This is a genomic window from Agrobacterium sp. CCNWLW32 (assembly GCF_037083425.1).
Classification (GTDB): Bacteria; Pseudomonadota; Alphaproteobacteria; order Rhizobiales; family Rhizobiaceae; genus Agrobacterium; species Agrobacterium radiobacter.
Genome location: NZ_JBAOJM010000002.1, coordinates 359,136 through 375,892 on the forward strand (window position 1 = coordinate 359,136; position 16,757 = coordinate 375,892).

The window sequence follows — 16,757 nt, forward strand, 5'->3', positions numbered from 1 at the left end:
GAGAGGTTGGGAGGAGGAAGTCTGAACGGCGTCACTTGACGCCGGTCATGGTAATACCGGCGATGAAGTGCCGTCGTGCGAGGAGGAAGCACAGCACCATCGGCGCGGTAATCAGTGTGGCGCCCGCCATCAGCGCACCATAATTCGCGCCGGATTCGACATCGGCGAAAAGCATCATGCCAAGCGGCGGCGGGGCGAGATTGGTGTCGGAGACCACGATCATCGGCCAATACAGGTCGTTCCAGTGGGCAACGAGCGAGAAGATCGAGAAGGCGGCGAGCGAAGGCAGCGACCCGCGAAGGACCAGTCCCCAGCAAATCTCCATTTCCGAGAACCCGTCCATGCGGGCAGCCTCTATGATTTCATTCGGATAGCTGCGGAAGGACTGGTTGAACAGGAAGATGGCGAAGACCGAAAGGAAGAACGGCATCATCATCGCGAAATAGGTATTCAGAAGTTCCGTCTTGGCCAGACCGACGAAAAGCGGCAATGCAAGCGCCTGAATGGGAACGCAGAGCGCCGCAATAACGAGGCCCAGCAGCAGCTTGCGGCCCGGGAACCGGAGCTTTGCCAGCGCATAGGCAGCCGGAACCGATGTCAGCACCTGCACGACGAGAATGCCGACGCAGACAATGACGCCGTTCAGCATGAAACGCGCCATCGGCACCTGACCCGCCGCCCGGGCGTAGTTATCGACAGCGTCGAATTTTTGCGGGATCGGCCAGAGCGAGACATCGAAGATTTCCGCCGGCGAGCGGATCGAGGTCAACACCATCCAGTAGAACGGCAGGAGCATCACGAAAGCGCCCAGCGCAAGCACGAGATGCGGGAAATATTTGCGCAATGCGGCCATCAGTAGTGCACCTTCCGGTCCATGTGCAGCGTCTGGCCGATAGACAGGACCAGCACGATCGCGAGGAAGATAATCGTCAGCGCGGCGGCATAACCGGTGTTGGAATATTCGAAACCTTCGAGATAAAGATCGAACAGCAGGGTTTCCGATCCGAAGCGGCCCTTGGTCAACACAGCCACCGTCTCGAACACCTTGAAGGCCGAAATGGAGGTGGTGACCACCACGAACATGGTCGTCGGCCCAAGCATCGGCCAAGTCACGGTCAGGAACCGGTCGACCGGGTTCTTGGCGCCATCCAGCCGCGCCGCCTCGTGCAGATCCTTCGAAATGGCCGTGAGGCCGGCAAGGAACAGCACCATGTTGAACCCGAGGATCTGCCAGACGCCCATCAGCGCCATGGTGGGAATGAGGAGTACGGGATTGGAGAGGAAGGCGACCGGTTCGAGACCAAGCCATTTGATCGCCGCATTCACCGGACCAAGCGAGGGATGCAGCAGGAACTGCCACACGGTCGCCATGGCGACGAGTGTTGCGGTGACGGGGAGAAAATAAGCCACTTCCCAGAAAGCGCGGCTGCGCTTGCGGTTATATACGAGCAAAGCCACGCCGAGCGCCAGAAAGACGCCGAAAGGAATGACGATGAGCGCATAGATGGCGGTGTTGGCTAGGGCGCGCAGAAAAACCGGATCCTGAAACGCCTTGACGAAGTTTCCAAGACCGACAAAGCGGGTGGAGAGCGAACCCAGCTGGTAATCGGTGACGGAAAAACCGGCCAGAACGAGCATCGGAACAATATAGATCGCCAGAAGCAGCAGGCTTGCGGGGGCTGCGAACATCAGGCCGCGCCAGATCATCCGCCGGTCCGCCTTCGACAGCCGCGGGCGAGCCTTCGCCCGTGCAGCCGAGGAGAAATCAACCGCCGTCATGCCGGCACCCGTTCGCGCACCGTCACCTTGCGACGCAGGCCATCGGCCGCGAAGAGATGCGCGCGTTCCGGTGCAAAGCCGAGATTCATGACGCCATTCGCATCGGCACCCAGCGCCTCGCCCGCGACTTGACGCAGGGTGATGGCGACGGTCTCGTCGCTCAGCAGGCGGCAGCTCACGAAACGATCGGCGCCGTGGGTTTCACTGCGCACCACGCGCACGGCAAAACCTTCTTCGCCCGGGCGCAGGTCTTCGGCACGAAGGCCGAGCGTCGCCGGGCCGGCATCACGGCCGGCACCTTCAATAGCAAGATCGCGTCCAAAAGCCGTGATCTTGCCCTGCGCATCGATTTCGACCGGCAGCAGGTTGATCGATGGCGTGCCGATAAAACGCGCGACCGTCAGCGTCGCGGGCTTGCGGTAAAGCTCGTCCGGCGTGCCCAGCTGCTCGATGCGGCCTTCCGACATCAGGGCGATACGGTCGGACATGGTCATGGCTTCGATCTGGTCATGGGTGACGTAGATGAAGGTTGCCCCAAGCCGGCGGTGCAGGCCCGCCAGTTCCTCACGCATATGGGCGCGAAGTTTCGCATCGAGGTTGGAAAGCGGTTCGTCCATCAGGAAGGCTGCAGGCGAACGCACCAGCGCCCGGGCGAGCGCCACACGCTGACGCTGGCCGCCGGAAAGCTGCGCCGGCTTGCGATCCAGCAGATGCGCGATCTGCAGCGTCTCGGCCGCCTGTTCAACGGCGGCATCGATCTGCTTCAATGTTTCAGCAGGCGCTGCAAAACGTCCGATCAGTGGCAGGCGAGCAGCGAAAGGCAGGCGCCGCATCCTGAGCGGCGTCGCGATGTTCTGGCGCACGCTCATATGCGGATAAAGGGCGTAAGACTGGAAAACCATGGCCAGATTGCGATCGCTCGGATCAACCTCTGTCACATCCTGCTCGCCGATCGAAACCGAACCGCGATCCGGCGTTTCCAGGCCCGCAATGATACGCAGCAGCGTGGACTTGCCGCAGCCCGACATACCAACGAGGGACAAAAACTCGCCTGGACGGATTGAGAGATCGATCTCTTTCAGAACATCATCAGCCCCGAAGCCTTTGCCGATGCCCGAAAGTTCAAGTGATTGTGGCGTCATTCTGCGCTCCTTTTCTGGAGCGCATATGCTTTTATTGTATGACAATATGACGAAGGTTCGGGGAAAGTTCGATGACACTCGAAAGCCCGGATATGTCGGGTGATCGGAAAACCCTTTGGTATAGGCCTCCACCCAAAACCACTAATATTTAGGGGGATATTCAAAATATTCCCAGCGCTTATCTGTAGACTGAGAAACCGTCTTGGAAGCGTCGATTTATACGGCGGCGAGAATCACATGCGCCTGAATTTTGGCGGCAACCTCGCCCCCGTGAATCTCTCCAGTGGAAAAAGCTGAAGATTCACGATTGGTCGAAAGATGCCGAGGGAAACTTTGAACCGCTGGGCTTTTTGCCCGCTAAAAGCAAGGACAAGTCGATAGAACAATACTGAGCTACAAATCTCTGCATCGCTACTATACATCTTTTTACCACGCGGTGTCGTGATCATCGCTGTGGGTAGAGTCCCTCATAAAAGGAGCGCTGACTGTCGTTGAAAGCGGCTTGCAATGGCTCACCCAGCTCCGCCGCCCTCTGGAAAGAGTTGTAGAATTTTTCCGTATCGGAAAACTCGCCTTTGAAGTGTCGGCGCAACGCTTCTGCGCAGAACCATGTCAGGCTGACCTGATCGCTCAAAATCCTCGAGATATGGCCAGCTTCAAGCAGTCGCAGTTCATCTTTAGGACGCAATGCCCGATCAGCCATCAGCTCCATAGCCGCGCTATCTGCGTGAGCGAGATGGCTGCAGATACCATAGATATGAAGAACGCTCTTCATGCCAACGAGCGGCTTGCCGTCCAATGTCCGGCCGTCGAGCGCTTCAATGATCTCGGAGAAGGACCATTTCTGTTCCAACCGCTTTCGCTCGGCCTTGTTTCCTTTGGCGTTGAGATCGAAAAGACGCTCGTCCCTTAAGGCTTCAAATATGGAATTCGGGACATCGTCTTCCTCTTTCAGGTGAACCGAAAACTCAGCTTTTCTCGCTCTTCGTCTATCGTTTATCGAGCCTAGCTTGTTCCAGAATTCGTCTATCAATTCCGCCTTATCTTCGTCCTCGGCAAAACATATAAATAATATCTTTGCAGCGGTCTCGTAGAATGATCGCAATATGATCTCGGCATCCCAGGAATACCCCCAGCTTACGAGAAAGCTAACCCCTTGGTTTCTGGCAGATAGGTACCAAAACAGCTGTTTTAATGTCGGGGTAACGTCGGGTGTGGTCTCTCCGTATCTTTCGAAGAGCCCTGCAATTTCGTCTCTGATAACAGCGTGGGCCTGTAAGCTGGCATCCTGTAACAGCCCCAACGGCGATTCGTTGGACATTTCTGAAATCCCTGAAAGCAAAAATAACCAATTCGGCTAAAGGCGACTGCAGACAGTAAATCGTTCGATTGCAGAAAGCTATAAGTCGACAACCCCGACCTGCCGAAATCCATGCGCTATGCCCAATATAAGGCTGCACCAAAACATATTATTTTCATTAAGAGAAATGGCGCACCCGAAGAGATTCGAACTCCTGACCCCCAGATTCGTAGTCTGGTGCTCTATCCAGCTGAGCTACGGGTGCGTGCCGTTCCGGTCGTTTCCGGTGGCGTGGCGATCCTCTAAAACGTCCTCATTCCGAATGCAAGCGATTTCGTTTGGAAATTGTCATTTTTCCGCAGCAATTCCTGTATCCTGTTGATTATATTGAAAATTCCATGCGCCTCATTTTCCACGGGCCTGAGACCATGTCCATTCCGGCGGAGATAATGATTTCACGGGCCTGCTGCGGTGCGGGTTTTTCAGGCGGTTCTGGCGGCCTGCACGGAGGCGGCGCGGTCGGCGATTTCAATGCGGAACTGCGTGCCGGGACCGGGCTTTTCGACGAGCGCGATGGTGCCGCCATGGGCGAGCACGAGTTCGCGGGCAATGACCAGCCCGAGGCCCGTGCCGCCGGAGCGGGCCGAACCCCGGAAAGCGGAAAACAGGTTCTCCTTGGCCTTGCGCGGCATTCCCGGCCCATTGTCGTCGATGACGATGCTGACGACGCTGCCGGCTCTCTGGGCCAGGATGGAAAGGTGCCTCGGCGCGGCATTTGTGGCATCGGACTGCAGAGCCTGGACGGCATTGCGACAGAGATTATGGATGACCCGGAAAAGCTGTTCGGAATCCGCATCGATCGTGAGATCCGGGGGGACGCTGTCGTGAAACTCGATACCGCTGTCGGGATCGAGCGCCAGAATGTCGCGTACGTCCCGCACCAGAAGGCTCAACTGCACCATCTTGCGTTTCGGCGCGCCTTCGGTCGCCTGGCCATAGGCTAGAACCTCGCCCGTATAGGCCACGGCGCGGTCGATGGTGCGTAGCAGTTTCGGCGCGAAGCTCCTGACCATCGGGTCCTTGGCATCCACAAGCCGGTCGGACATCAGCTGCGCGGAGGAGAGGATGTTGCGCATGTCATGGTTGATCTTCGACACCGCAAGGCCGAGATCCACAAGGTTCTTCTGCTGGCGCAGGGTTTTCTGCAGTTCGGTCTGCATATCCGCAAGATGGCGGCCCGCAACCGACAGTTCGTCCGTCCCCTCCTCGGGCACGAAAATCCGCTCGGGATTGCCTGGATCCTCGGAGAAATTCTGCATGCCGAGCGTCAGCCGGCGTATCGGCCGGATCATGATGCGGTTGATGGAGATGAATATCAGGCCGGCCGTGATCAGCGACAGGACGATGGAAATCAGGAAAACGTTGCGGGCATAGGCAAGCATCGCCGCCCGCAGCTTGTTTTCGCCCAGCACCAGTTCGATGATGGTATCGCTGTCGCCCACCACATCGAAGACGCGGATGACGCGGTTGCCGCCGAACAGCAGGGTGGAGAAGGCATCCCGCACCGCCGCCACCTGCGAAACATCGGAAAGATCATATTGCTCGTCGACACCGGGCGGTGTTTCCGCCACTGCGAGCAGGCGCGAGGTGCCGTCCTTTCGCAGCGCGATAAGCTTTGCCCCGGTTGCCATCAGCGTGTCGTTCTGCACGCTTCGCGGCAGTTCGGCCTGCAGGCCATCAATCACCGCGCCGGCGGCGGCGGCCGTATTCAGACGGTCCTGCAGCCAGGAAAGACGCATATTGGCGACGGAAGGCACGAAGATCAGCACTTCGGCGATCATCACGAAAATGACCGTGAGCAGCAGCAGCCGTCCGGAAAGACCGGCGGTCAATCCCGGCATGCAGTGCACCGGATCGTCTTGCGTGCGGTCCAAGCTGTCTACGCCTTTAGAAAACACCGGGCCATGATCCTGTATGCGCGCCGCTGCTTGCGTGGAACGGCTCGGTTTATATGCAGCGACGATAATAGGACCTAATGGATATTTTTCCAATGCGCTGCAAAACAAACGTTTTCATTGCCGGAAAACAAACGCCGCCCGAAAAGGGCGGCGTTCGCAACGTAAGCCTGTTTGAAGCGGAACTGCAGGTCGCCTAGAATTCCTGCCAGTCGCCATGCGCCGGTGCTGCAGCGGGCTGGGCATTGAGCGCACGACTGACGCTGTTCATCAATTTGCGGGCCGGGGACGCCACCGCAGCCGTCCTGCCGGAGACCGCAACCGGTCCGGCGGATGCCGTTACCGGTCTTGCGGGCTGCTCGAAACGGTGGCTGCGCTGCGCATTTTCGGCACCGACATTGAAACGGGTCACCAGCGTCACGAGATGATCCGCCTCGCTGCTCAGCTTGTGGGTTGCGGCCGAGGTCTCCTCCACCATGGCAGCATTGCGCTGCGTCACCTGATCCATCTGGTTGATGGCGGTATTCACCTCGTGCAGACCGGTGGACTGCTCCCTGGCCGCCGTGGCGATCGAATGGATGTGCTCATTGATCGCCAGAACGCGGGTCTCGATCTCGCTCAGTGCGCTGCCGGTTTTCTGCACCAGCGACACGCCGCGTCCGACCTCCTGGCCGGATTTGGTGATCAGCGCCTTGATGTCCTTCGCAGCCGTTGCGGAACGCTGCGCCAGTTCCCGCACTTCCTGCGCGACGACGGCGAAACCCTTGCCGGCCTCGCCGGCACGTGCCGCTTCCACGCCTGCGTTCAGCGCGAGAAGGTTGGTCTGGAAGGCGATCTCGTCAATGACGTTGATGATCTGGCTGATTTCACGCGAGGCATGCTCGATGCGATCCATGGCGGAGACGGCATCGCGCACGACACTGGCGGATTCTTCCGTCTTCTGCTTGGTTTCGGCAACCATGGCGCTGGCTTCCTGCGCACGGTCGGTGGAATTGCGGACGACGGCGGTGATTTCGTCCAGTGCGGCGGAGGTTTCCTCCAGCGCCGCAGCCTGCTGTTCCGTCCGCTTCGACAGGTCGTCGGCCGCCGAGCGCAGTTCGCTTGCGTTGCCGCTGATGCCTTCCGTGCTGCCGCGCACCTCCCTCATTGTCTCGCGCAGCTTGGTCAGCGTCTGGTTGACGTTCTCCTGGAGTTCGCCGAACACGCCGCGGAACTCGCCGTCCATCCTCTCCGTCAGATCACCCCGCGCCAGACCTTCAATGACGCGGCTGGTCTCGGATACGCCGTTATGGACCCCCGTGAGGAGAGAATTGATCGTCGCGGCGAAACGATTGAGGTTTTCGTCGCCATAATCCTTGTTGATGCGGCGGCTGAAATCGCCCTGGGCCGCAGCGTCGACGACGACGGCCATGCCGGCCTGCAGGTCGTCGCTCTTGGCGCGCATGGCGGTCTCCTGCGCATTCATGCGGCGCACCTCGCGGCCGTTGTTCTTGAAGACCTCGACGGCGGCAGCCATTTCGCCGATCTCGTCGTTGCGGCCGAGATAGGGGACTTCCGCGTCCAGATTTCCATCGGCCACCGCATTCATCACCTGCGAAACCCGGCGGATGGGCGCGCTGAGCTGCCGCGTTCCGATGTAGAGACCGAAGGCGGCTCCCGCGCCGACACCTGCAACCGTCACCGCGACGATCGCCCAGAATATGGCGGTGCTGAAAGAATCCATTCCTGCCTTTACGACTTCCAGTTCGGCAATGTCGTTTTTCACGACACCATCGATCTCCGCCTGATAGGCCTTGCGGTTGGCGCGGTTCGCCTCATTGTTGCCCTGCTGGGCGGCTGCCTGCGGCCCGCTCTCCTTCGCCAGCCGGACAGTCTCCAGACGGAAGGTCCGGAACTCCTTGGACCGGCCGACAAGCTTGTCGAAACTCGCCCGCTGTTCCGCCGGCACGAGCGGAGCCCAGCTGGCAATCAGCTTTTCCATGGCATCGAGGTTTTTGACCATGCCGTCGGCAAAGGGGGTGGCTGCGGCCACATCGGCTGCCGCATAGACACCACGCGCCTCCATGACGACCGCCGTCACCAGACGGTTAAGCGCCTCGCCCTTGTAGGCCCTTTCGGCAGCTTCCTCGAAATGATGCGACCGGACCCGGAATTCGTTGATCGCATAGATGGACAGCCCGCCGATGGTGCAGGCAACAAGGCTCATAAGCCCGACAAGTAGATTGATACGACCGCGAATTCTCAATTTCGTTCCCCCAACAAAAACCAGCCGCGCAATGAAAATGGGAAGCTGGCATAACTTTTCGCGTCACAAGATTTATCAATGCGGCGTTAAGAAAGAATTTCGGATTTTATCGATTGCGCGTCGGAATCAGCCTCTATCGGCAGTCGGCGAAGGAGATTGCGGTGCGTTTTCCGCAAAAGGTGAACCGCGAAAACCCCTTCGGCAATTGACTTTGCTCGGCCTATGCCCTTATAAGCCGCGCACGCTCGGCCATTGAAAGCTCGCCCAGGCGGGGTTAGCCGTGCAAAAAACGAAACGCTCTTGCAAATAATTGCAAATTCAAGAAGGGCCGCACACCGCGGTATTAAATAAATGTCGAAGCGTACTTACCAACCGTCCAAGCTTGTTCGCAAGCGTCGTCATGGTTTCCGTGCCCGCATGGCTACCGCCGGCGGTCGCAAGGTTCTCGCAGCCCGCCGTGCGCGCGGCCGCGCACGTCTGTCGGCTTAATTGCCGAGCCTGTGGCCCGATGAAAGTCGTGGGCACATGAGCAAGACTGAAAAACACCCCGGCCGGCTTAAAAACCGGTCGGAGTTTCTTGCCGTTCAGGCGGGGGAAAAACGGCGGGGAAGCACCTTTCTTCTGGAAGTGCTTGACCGGAAAGCCCCGGAAACCGAGCCTCGCGTCGGTTTTACCGTAACAAAAAGACAAGGCAACGCGGTCGAGCGAAATCGCATGCGCCGCCGTCTCAGGGAAGCCGTCAGGCTTTCTGCCGGGGTCGCAATGAAGCCCGGTCATGACTATGTGATTGTCGCCCGCAGGGATGTGCTCGATACAGCCTTCCCGAAACTTCAGTCTCTCCTTGCCGAGCGCATTGAAGGAACGGCGAAACCGAAACGGTCCCAGGAGACCCGCTCCAGGAAAGAATGATGGAAAAGAACCGCAATTACTTCATCGCGATAGCCCTTTCGGTTGTCATCGTCCTCGCCTGGCAATTCCTTTACATGAATCCGCGTATCGAGCAGCAGCGCCGCGCCGAAGAGGCCCGCCAGGCGCAGCAGCAGCAGACGACGCAGCAACAGCAGCCGGCACCGGGTGCCGCGCCTGGTGCAGCCGTCGAAGGCACACCGCCCGCCTCTTCGCCGCAAACCGCCGCAACGGCGACCCGTGAAGAGTCGATTGCAAGAACCCAGCGTGTGGCCATCGACACCAACGCCATCGCCGGTTCGATCAATCTCGCCGGCGCCCGTTTCGATGACATCCGGCTCAAGGATTACCATGAGACCGTCGATGACTCGAGCCCGATCATCACGCTGTTCTCGCCCTCCGACACCAAGGACGGCTACTTCACCGAACTCGGTTTTGTTGCTGCACAGGAAGTCGGCGGCGTTCCCGGTCCGACCACCGTCTGGACGCTGGCAAGCGGCGAGAAGCTGACGGAAACCACCCCGGTCACCCTCACCTACACCAATTCCAAGGGCGTGATTTTCTCCCGCACGATTTCGATCGACGAGCATTACATGATCTCGGTCGCCGACAAGGTCGAGAACCCGGGACAGGCTGCGGTCTCCTTCGCCACCTATGGCCGCGTGACGCGCAACAACAAGCCGGCGATCCCGCCCGTCTTCGTCATCCATGAAGGCTTTCTCGGCGTTTCGGGCAAAGACGGCAGCCTGACGGAAGAAAAATACAAGGATGTTGAAGAAGCACCGGTAACTATTGCCAAGGCAACCGGCGGCTGGCTCGGCATTACCGACAAATATTGGGCTGCTGCCATCGTTCCGCCGCAGACAACACCGTTCGAAACCCGCTTTTCGCATATCACCGGCAATCAGCCGAGCTATCAGGCGGATTTCAAGAGCGACACGATGACGGTCGAACCCGGCCAGTCCATCGAGCTGAAGAGCCTTGTCTTCGCCGGCGCCAAGGAAGTGCCGCTGGTCGACCGCTATGAAAAAGAATATTCCATCCCGAAGTTCGACCTTCTGATCGACTGGGGCTGGTTCTACTTCATCACCAAGCCGATGTTCAAAATGATGGATTTCTTCTTCCGTTATTTTGGCAATTTCGGCGTGGCCATCCTGCTCACCACCATCGTCGTCAAGGCGCTCTTCTTCCCGCTCGCCAGCAAGCAATATGCTTCCATGGCGAACATGAAGCGCGTGCAGCCGAAGATGGAGGAGCTGAAGGCCAAGCATGGCGATGACCGCATGGCCATGCAGCAGGCGATGATGCAGCTCTACAAGGAAGAGAAGATCAATCCGGTTGCCGGCTGCTGGCCGATGCTTCTGCAGATTCCGGTCTTCTTCGCGCTCTACAAGGTCATCTACGTCACCATCGAAATGCGGCATGCACCGTTCTTCGGCTGGATTCACGACCTTTCCGCGCCCGATCCGACATCGCTCTTCAACCTGTTCGGCCTTCTGCCTTACGACGTGCCGCATTTCCTGATGATCGGCGTCTGGCCGCTGGTCATGGGCATCACCATGTTCCTGCAGATGCGCATGAACCCGACGCCGCCCGATCCGACGCAGGCAATGATCTTCAACTGGATGCCGCTGATCTTCACCTTCATGCTGGCCTCCTTCCCGGCCGGTCTGGTCATCTACTGGGCATGGAACAATACGCTCTCCATCACCCAGCAGGCCGTCATCATGAAGCGTCAGGGCGCCAAGATCGAGCTGTTCGATAATATCAAGGGGCTGTTCAAGCGAAAGCCGGTGCAATCGAAATGAGTGAAACAGGCACGGCAACCGAAAAGCCCCTGTTCGGGCGACCCTGGATTTTCATTCGCGGCGTTCCCGCAATGAAATTCCTGCCGCCCGAAGGCCCGCCGGAGATTGCCTTCGCCGGTCGTTCGAATGTCGGCAAGTCCTCGCTCATCAATGCGCTGGTGGGCCACAAGGGGCTTGCCCGCACGTCCAACACACCCGGACGCACGCAGGAACTCAACTATTTCGTTCCGGATGGTTATTCCGGCGAAGCGGGCGACCTGCCGCCGATGGCGCTGGTCGATATGCCCGGTTACGGCTACGCGCAGGCCCCCAAGGATCACGTCGACGCCTGGACGAAGCTCGTCTTCGATTATCTGCGCGGCCGTGCGACACTGAAGCGCGTTTACGTGCTGATCGATTCCCGCCATGGCGTGAAAAAGAATGACGAGGAGGTTCTGACCCTGCTCGACAAGGCAGCCGTGTCCTACCAGATCGTGCTGACGAAGACGGACAAGATCAAGGATGTCGGCGTTCCGCGGCTGATCGGCGAAACGCTGGAAAAAATCCGCAAGCGCCCTGCCGCCTATCCGGAAGTTCTCGCCACGTCCTCGGAAAAATCGTTCGGGCTGGATAGCCTGCGGGCCGAGATCGTCAGAACGATCTCCCTTTGAGAGGCGCGCCCCTCAGGCGATAGTGAAAAGCAGAACGGCGGTCCACAGCATCGCCGTCAATGCCAGAAGACGCCAGAAGCGCACCGAATGCCAGACCTCCGAAAGCATGGCTGCAAACATGCTGCCACCGCGCAGCGGCTGGCTCCTGAATGGCAGGCCGGAGCGGCTTGGATCCCGTTCCAGCAGCGCGGCGACGGTCGCATTTTCGCGGTATTCGGTTTCCGCCAGATTGTCCCGCCAGCGCCTGACCATGGCCGCGAACTGGCGGTCGCGTTTGATGCGTTTGGCAAGCTCCGCCATGCTTTCCGGCGGCAAGGCACCCAGCACATATTCGCCCGCAAGGACTTCGTCCCGCAAACCGCTTTGCTTGTCTCGATCGGGTGCCGTCATGTGGTCTCTCGCTCCTCAGTCGTTCAGGTCAGCATCGCTTGCGCGGCGCGCGACATCTCCTGTCGCCCTGAATTCACCCCTCCCCTTTCCCCTGCAAGGCTGGTCCCATTGGGCCTTTATGTCAATCGCATTACAGGGCCGGGAGCGCCAAAAAAAAGAAATTTGACTGCTGCCGACACAATAAGGCCGGGAGGTTATTTCATCCGTCAAAGACTTGCTTTAGAGCGGTGACAGGCTCTCAACAGCCGCAACCACAGACCGAGGTTTTTAGATGACGTCTTCCGAAAGCGAAACTCAGGCGCGGCTGCTCGCACAGGCTCTGCCTTTTATGCAGAAATACGAGAACAAGACCATCGTGGTGAAATATGGCGGTCACGCCATGGGGGATTCCACACTCGGCAAGGCTTTCGCGGAAGACATCGCGCTGTTGAAGCAATCAGGCATAAACCCGATCGTCGTGCATGGCGGCGGCCCGCAGATCGGCGCGATGCTGACCAAGATGGGCATCGAATCGAAATTCGAGGGCGGCCTGCGCGTCACCGACGCCAAGACCGTCGAGATCGTCGAAATGGTTCTGGCCGGCTCGATCAACAAGGAAATCGTCGCCCTCATCAACCAGACAGGCGAATGGGCCATCGGCCTGTGTGGCAAGGACGGCAACATGGTCTTCGCCGAAAAGGCGAAAAAGACCGTCATCGATCCTGACAGCAATATCGAACGCGTGCTCGATCTCGGCTTCGTCGGCGAAGTCACCGAAGTCGACCGCACCCTGCTCGACCTGCTTGCCAAATCGGAAATGATCCCGGTCATCGCCCCGGTCGCGCCTGGCCGCGATGGCGCCACCTACAATATCAACGCCGATACCTTCGCCGGCGCGATTGCGGGCGCGCTTCACGCCTCGCGTCTGCTGTTTCTCACCGACGTTCCCGGCGTTCTCGACAAGAACAAGGAACTCATCAAGGAACTCACCGTCTCGCAGGCGCGTGCGCTCATCAAGGACGGCACGATTTCCGGTGGCATGATCCCGAAGGTCGAGACCTGCATCGACGCCATCAAGGCCGGTGTTCAGGGCGTGGTGATCCTCAACGGCAAGACGCCCCATTCCGTCCTTCTGGAAATCTTCACGGAAGGCGCCGGCACGCTCATCGTGCCCTGATGTGCTTCGGGTGGCGGACGGCAAGCTTGTCCGCCACGTCTGGCTTTCAGCCGAATACCAGAAGCGACAGCACACCCACCACAATCAGCAGGCAACCGGAGAGTTCGAGCCGGTTGATCTTCTCCTTGAAGAAGAGCACGGTCGAGGCGAAGGCGAAGAGCATCTCCACCTGCGCCAGCGCCTTCACCACGGCGGCCTGCTGCAGGGTCATCGCCGTGAACCAGCCGAATGAGGCCGTGGCGCCCACGAAACCGACAGCAAGCGACGGTTTCCAAACCTTGGCGATACGCCGCAATTCTTCCCGCTCGCGCCAGATGATCCACAGGAACATCGACACCGTCTGCATGACGATCACGACGACGAGTGTGAAGCCCGCCTGCATCATCGCGTCCGGAACGGGAAGGCTCGGCGCAAGCGCGAGCGACGCCGATCGGTAGGCAACCGACGACAGGCCGAAGAAAGCGCCTGAGGCGAGGCCGATGCCCGCCGTCCGGCTGAAGATCGACGTCAGGAAGGAAGCGGGCGTCACTTCCGTGCGTGCCACCGAAATCAGCATGACACCGGCGACCGATATGGCAATGGCCGCCAATGTGCCGCCATTGACGCTTTCACCGATGAAGATAAGCGCGAACAGTGCCGCCTGCGCCGGTTCTGTGCGGGAATAGGCCGTTCCCACTGCAAAGTTGCGGAAGGAGAACAGGTGCACCAGCAGGAACGTGGCGGCAATCTGCGCCATGGCCCCGACCGTCGCCCACAAAGCGAAGGACATGTTGGGCACCGGCAGCGGGCGACCGAGCCCGAAATGCAGAAAAGCGAGATAGGCGAGAGCGAAGGGCATGCCGAACACGAAGCGCACAAAGGTCGCGCCCGTGGTGCCCATCATGCCCTTGAGGTGCTTTTGCAGGGTCGAGCGCAGGTTCTGCAAGAACGCGCTTGCGAAAGTAATGCCTATCCAGAGTTCCATGGCTTTGGCGGTATCATGCGCCGGAGGCCGCAGCCAAGCCCGATTTTCTAACCAATCGTCGTCTTTTCGATTTTCTTCGGCATTCGAAACGGGCATAAAGCAGCCCATGGACACAAAGCCGAAAAACCTGCCCGAAGCCGCCGATTTCGACCATGTGAGCGAATGGGTCTTCGATCTCGACAACACGCTCTATCCGCATCACATCAATCTGTTTTCGCAGATCGATCGAAACATGACGGCCTATGTGGCGGAGCTTCTGAAGCTTGACCCCGAGGAAGCCCGCGCGCTGCAGAAACGGTATTATCACGACCACGGCACCACGCTGCAGGGCCTGATGATCCATTACGGCATCAGCCCGGACGAGTTTCTGGAACGCGCCCATGCCATCGACTATTCGGCACTGAAACCGCATCCGGAACTTGGCGAGGCAATCAAGGCTTTGCCCGGTCGCAAGTTCATCCTCACCAATGGCAGCGTGAAACACGCGCAGGCCGCCGCCGGCGCGCTCGGTGTTCTCGATCACTTCGAGGATATTTTCGATATCGTCGCCGCAGGCTATCTGCCTAAACCAGCTAGCGCGACCTATGAGAAATTCGCCGCACTTGCGAAACTCGACACGAAAAAAGCCGCCATGTTCGAGGATCTGCCGCGCAATCTTGCCGCCCCCAAGGCGCTGGGCATGAAGACCGTGTTGCTCGTGCCTTCAAATCTTGAGGGCGTCATCATGGAACGCTGGGAAATTCCGGCCGTGACGGATGAGCATATCGACTACATCACCGACGACCTGACCGGGTTCCTGACGAAAACCATCACCCGCTGAGCAGCGAACATTACCGAAGCTTCATCCACCTTACGGATGTTTAAGTGGTGAGGCTTGCTGGACGTCACTATCTTTTCTTCAGGGACACCAAAGAAAGGTAATGACGATGACCACACGCAAAATCGCCCTCTCTGCTCTTGGCGCAGCCCTTGTGCTCAGCACGGCCGCAACGGCCAGTTTCGCCGCGCCCGGCAAGGGCCACAAGGATCGCATGCCGATCCGTCCGGAAGCGGCTTTCGTTCACCTGCTGAAGGTGGCCGACGCCAACAAGGACGGCAAGATTTCGAAGGAGGAATTCGCCGCCCGTCAGGACGCGCTCTTCACAGAGATCGACAAGGACAAGGACGGCTCGATTACGCCGAAGGAAATCCGCGAATACCGCCAGGCGAAGATGGAAGCCTTCCGCGCCGCCCATCCGCGTCCGGAGCGGGAGGAAGCCAAGGCGGATGAAGGCAAGGGTCCCGAGGGCAAGCGCGCCGAGCGCGAACATGGCGGCCGTCAGGGCTGGGGCAAACATGGCGGCAAGGGTGGAGCCTACGCACTGTTCCGCATGGCCGATACCGACGAGAACGGTCAGGTCAGCAAGGCCGAATTCACCGCCGCCGGCGAAAAGATGTTCGAACGGCTGGACAGGAACAAGGACGGCGTCATCTCCATCGACGACATGCCGGACCGCCCGTTCCTTTGATCCACTAAGCATAAAGCCCGCTCAAAAGCGGGCTTTTTTATTCAATGCAGGCTGACGGTCTTGAGATCGTCTTCGGCAGCCTTGAAAAACGTGCTTGAACGGTTGTCCGTGAGGAGGATCGGCGTACCATCCGCACCGAACAGTGCCCAAAGATCCAATTGCGGATCGAGATCAGGCGCTTCCGGGAAACAGCGGCTGACGTCTTCCGCCCGGATCTTGCGGATATATCCCACTTCTCCTTCGCCGATATGGGCGAGCTGGGATTGGGTGAGACGCGCATGCGCTTCTTTCAAAAGCATATTTCAGCCTCCTTCTTCACGCCGAGCGATTCGTGTCGGATTCTGGCGTTCACGTTCTACTCTGAGACGGAAATATTAATTTTCTTCACCACGTTTGAAATTTCCGGCCGGACCAGATCGATGGAAAGAAGGCCGTTGCGCAGGCGCGCTTCCCTGACCTGCATGCCATCGGCAAGCACGAATACCCGCTGGAACTGGCGCGCTGCGATGCCGCGATAGAGAAAATCGCGCTTCTCCTGTTCCTGCTGTCGTCCCCGAATGACGAGCTGGTTATCGGCCGTCGTCACATCCAGATCGTCCTGCGAAAAACCTGCGACTGCGATGGTGATGCGCAGGCGTTCGGGCATATCTTCGCTGCCGGGCAGGCGCTCTATGTTGTAGGGAGGATAGCCGTCATTGGCCTTCGCCATGCGCTCCAGCGTTTTTTCCATGGCATCAAAACCCAGCAGAAGCGGGTGGGTGAATGGCGTCATGCGGCTCATGTCTCTTCTGTCCTTGCAACCAAGCGACGTTTCGCGGTCCCGCTTCCGGCAACCTTGCCGGTCAATCGCACCGGCCCCAGCAATATGGGAAGCCGAACCACGATGCGCAAGACGAAACGCGGGGCAAAGGCAAGCCGCAGGAATGAGACTTGACAAGTGAGCACCCGCCGCTC

General features: G+C 59.0%; 17 protein-coding genes and 1 tRNA gene. 7 read left to right on the forward strand and 11 right to left on the reverse strand.

Annotation, left to right across the window (positions count from 1 at the left end; translation table 11 throughout):
- Positions 1 to 31: 31 nt before the first annotated feature.
- The 7 genes from V6R85_RS05625 to V6R85_RS05655 form a co-directional block, all read right to left on the reverse strand.
- A complete protein-coding gene (locus V6R85_RS05625; protein ID WP_003503652.1) occupies positions 32 to 853 on the reverse strand; it encodes a carbohydrate ABC transporter permease in 822 nt (273 codons plus the stop codon).
- Positions 853 to 1,779 (reverse strand): carbohydrate ABC transporter permease, encoded by a 927-nt coding sequence (locus V6R85_RS05630; RefSeq protein ID WP_003503653.1) that lies wholly within the window; start codon positions 1,777 to 1,779, stop codon positions 853 to 855. Before V6R85_RS05630 ends, V6R85_RS05625 begins: the two co-directional genes overlap by 1 nt.
- Positions 1,776 to 2,921 (reverse strand): ABC transporter ATP-binding protein, encoded by a 1,146-nt coding sequence (locus tag V6R85_RS05635; protein WP_020811735.1) that lies wholly within the window; start codon positions 2,919 to 2,921, stop codon positions 1,776 to 1,778. Before V6R85_RS05635 ends, V6R85_RS05630 begins: the two co-directional genes overlap by 4 nt.
- Before the next feature lie 445 nt (positions 2,922 to 3,366).
- Positions 3,367 to 4,242: a DUF5677 domain-containing protein gene (locus tag V6R85_RS05640; protein WP_111833734.1), complete on the reverse strand. Its 876-nt coding sequence runs from the start codon at positions 4,240 to 4,242 to the stop codon at positions 3,367 to 3,369.
- Between the two features lie 167 nt (positions 4,243 to 4,409).
- Positions 4,410 to 4,486, reverse strand: a tRNA-Arg gene (locus tag V6R85_RS05645).
- A gap of 217 nt (positions 4,487 to 4,703) precedes the next feature.
- On the reverse strand, positions 4,704 to 6,122 hold the full coding sequence (locus V6R85_RS05650) for an ATP-binding protein (RefSeq protein WP_035212580.1): 1,419 nt from the start codon (positions 6,120 to 6,122) through the stop codon (positions 4,704 to 4,706).
- A 250-nt stretch (positions 6,123 to 6,372) separates the two neighbouring features.
- A complete protein-coding gene (locus V6R85_RS05655; RefSeq protein WP_003503687.1) occupies positions 6,373 to 8,421 on the reverse strand; it encodes a methyl-accepting chemotaxis protein in 2,049 nt (682 codons plus the stop codon).
- Between the two features lie 351 nt (positions 8,422 to 8,772).
- On the opposite strand from V6R85_RS05655, the gene rpmH reads away from it, so the two are divergent.
- Genes rpmH through yihA form a run of 4 tightly spaced genes read left to right on the forward strand, consistent with a single transcriptional unit; the run spans position 8,773 to position 11,785 of the window.
- Positions 8,773 to 8,910, forward strand: a complete 138-nt coding sequence (gene rpmH / locus V6R85_RS05660) for a 50S ribosomal protein L34 (protein ID WP_003493611.1) — start codon at positions 8,773 to 8,775, stop codon at positions 8,908 to 8,910.
- A gap of 36 nt (positions 8,911 to 8,946) precedes the next feature.
- The gene (rnpA, locus tag V6R85_RS05665; protein ID WP_003503690.1) at positions 8,947 to 9,330 is read left to right on the forward strand and encodes a ribonuclease P protein component; all 384 of its coding nucleotides are present in this window, start codon (positions 8,947 to 8,949) and stop codon (positions 9,328 to 9,330) included.
- Entirely contained in the window at positions 9,330 to 11,135 is a 1,806-nt protein-coding gene (yidC, locus tag V6R85_RS05670) for a membrane protein insertase YidC (RefSeq protein WP_035212582.1), read from the forward strand. The genes rnpA and yidC overlap by 1 nt, the downstream gene beginning before the upstream one ends.
- Positions 11,132 to 11,785 carry a ribosome biogenesis GTP-binding protein YihA/YsxC gene (yihA, locus tag V6R85_RS05675; protein WP_003503694.1) on the forward strand — a complete coding sequence of 218 codons (654 nt, stop codon included), beginning with the start codon at positions 11,132 to 11,134 and terminating at the stop codon, positions 11,783 to 11,785. The genes yidC and yihA overlap by 4 nt, the downstream gene beginning before the upstream one ends.
- Before the next feature lie 12 nt (positions 11,786 to 11,797).
- Here yihA and V6R85_RS05680 read toward each other — a convergent pair whose 3' ends face one another.
- A complete protein-coding gene (locus V6R85_RS05680) occupies positions 11,798 to 12,175 on the reverse strand; it encodes a hypothetical protein (protein ID WP_003503696.1) in 378 nt (125 codons plus the stop codon).
- A gap of 271 nt (positions 12,176 to 12,446) precedes the next feature.
- Between V6R85_RS05680 and argB the strand changes: the two genes are divergently transcribed.
- Complete coding sequence (gene argB / locus V6R85_RS05685) at positions 12,447 to 13,331, forward strand: acetylglutamate kinase (protein ID WP_003503698.1); 885 nt, start codon at positions 12,447 to 12,449, stop codon at positions 13,329 to 13,331.
- Between the two features lie 46 nt (positions 13,332 to 13,377).
- Here argB and V6R85_RS05690 read toward each other — a convergent pair whose 3' ends face one another.
- On the reverse strand, positions 13,378 to 14,295 hold the full coding sequence (locus tag V6R85_RS05690) for a DMT family transporter (protein ID WP_111833820.1): 918 nt from the start codon (positions 14,293 to 14,295) through the stop codon (positions 13,378 to 13,380).
- A gap of 106 nt (positions 14,296 to 14,401) precedes the next feature.
- Between V6R85_RS05690 and V6R85_RS05695 the strand changes: the two genes are divergently transcribed.
- Both V6R85_RS05695 and V6R85_RS05700 read left to right on the forward strand, forming a co-directional pair.
- The gene (locus V6R85_RS05695) at positions 14,402 to 15,115 is read left to right on the forward strand and encodes a pyrimidine 5'-nucleotidase (RefSeq protein ID WP_060722841.1); all 714 of its coding nucleotides are present in this window, start codon (positions 14,402 to 14,404) and stop codon (positions 15,113 to 15,115) included.
- A 100-nt stretch (positions 15,116 to 15,215) separates the two neighbouring features.
- On the forward strand, positions 15,216 to 15,803 hold the full coding sequence (locus tag V6R85_RS05700; RefSeq protein WP_003503704.1) for an EF-hand domain-containing protein: 588 nt from the start codon (positions 15,216 to 15,218) through the stop codon (positions 15,801 to 15,803).
- Between the two features lie 41 nt (positions 15,804 to 15,844).
- Here V6R85_RS05700 and V6R85_RS05705 read toward each other — a convergent pair whose 3' ends face one another.
- Positions 15,845 to 16,102, reverse strand: a complete 258-nt coding sequence (locus V6R85_RS05705; protein ID WP_003503706.1) for a DUF1150 family protein — start codon at positions 16,100 to 16,102, stop codon at positions 15,845 to 15,847.
- Between the two features lie 56 nt (positions 16,103 to 16,158).
- Positions 16,159 to 16,584: an Hsp20 family protein gene (locus V6R85_RS05710; protein WP_003503708.1), complete on the reverse strand. Its 426-nt coding sequence runs from the start codon at positions 16,582 to 16,584 to the stop codon at positions 16,159 to 16,161.
- Between the last annotated feature and the right edge of the window lie 173 nt (positions 16,585 to 16,757).

Bases quoted from the DNA above. Each gene is read 5' to 3' on its own strand.
- yidC (WP_035212582.1), top strand. From the start codon at position 9,330: ATGGAAAAGAACCGCAATTACTTCATCGCGATAGCCCTTTCGGTTGTC.
- yihA (WP_003503694.1), top strand. From the start codon at position 11,132: ATGAGTGAAACAGGCACGGCAACCGAAAAGCCCCTGTTCGGGCGACCC.
- V6R85_RS05650 (WP_035212580.1), bottom strand. From the start codon at position 6,122: ATGCCGGGATTGACCGCCGGTCTTTCCGGACGGCTGCTGCTGCTCACG.
- V6R85_RS05635 (WP_020811735.1), bottom strand. From the start codon at position 2,921: ATGACGCCACAATCACTTGAACTTTCGGGCATCGGCAAAGGCTTCGGG.
- V6R85_RS05640 (WP_111833734.1), bottom strand. From the start codon at position 4,242: ATGTCCAACGAATCGCCGTTGGGGCTGTTACAGGATGCCAGCTTACAG.
- V6R85_RS05710 (WP_003503708.1), bottom strand. From the start codon at position 16,584: ATGAGCCGCATGACGCCATTCACCCACCCGCTTCTGCTGGGTTTTGAT.
- V6R85_RS05695 (WP_060722841.1), top strand. From the start codon at position 14,402: ATGGACACAAAGCCGAAAAACCTGCCCGAAGCCGCCGATTTCGACCAT.
- V6R85_RS05705 (WP_003503706.1), bottom strand. From the start codon at position 16,102: ATGCTTTTGAAAGAAGCGCATGCGCGTCTCACCCAATCCCAGCTCGCC.
- rpmH (WP_003493611.1), top strand. From the start codon at position 8,773: ATGTCGAAGCGTACTTACCAACCGTCCAAGCTTGTTCGCAAGCGTCGT.
- V6R85_RS05625 (WP_003503652.1), bottom strand. From the start codon at position 853: ATGGCCGCATTGCGCAAATATTTCCCGCATCTCGTGCTTGCGCTGGGC.
- argB (WP_003503698.1), top strand. From the start codon at position 12,447: ATGACGTCTTCCGAAAGCGAAACTCAGGCGCGGCTGCTCGCACAGGCT.
- V6R85_RS05680 (WP_003503696.1), bottom strand. From the start codon at position 12,175: ATGACGGCACCCGATCGAGACAAGCAAAGCGGTTTGCGGGACGAAGTC.
- rnpA (WP_003503690.1), top strand. From the start codon at position 8,947: ATGAGCAAGACTGAAAAACACCCCGGCCGGCTTAAAAACCGGTCGGAG.
- V6R85_RS05700 (WP_003503704.1), top strand. From the start codon at position 15,216: ATGACGATGACCACACGCAAAATCGCCCTCTCTGCTCTTGGCGCAGCC.
- V6R85_RS05630 (WP_003503653.1), bottom strand. From the start codon at position 1,779: ATGACGGCGGTTGATTTCTCCTCGGCTGCACGGGCGAAGGCTCGCCCG.
- V6R85_RS05690 (WP_111833820.1), bottom strand. From the start codon at position 14,295: ATGGAACTCTGGATAGGCATTACTTTCGCAAGCGCGTTCTTGCAGAAC.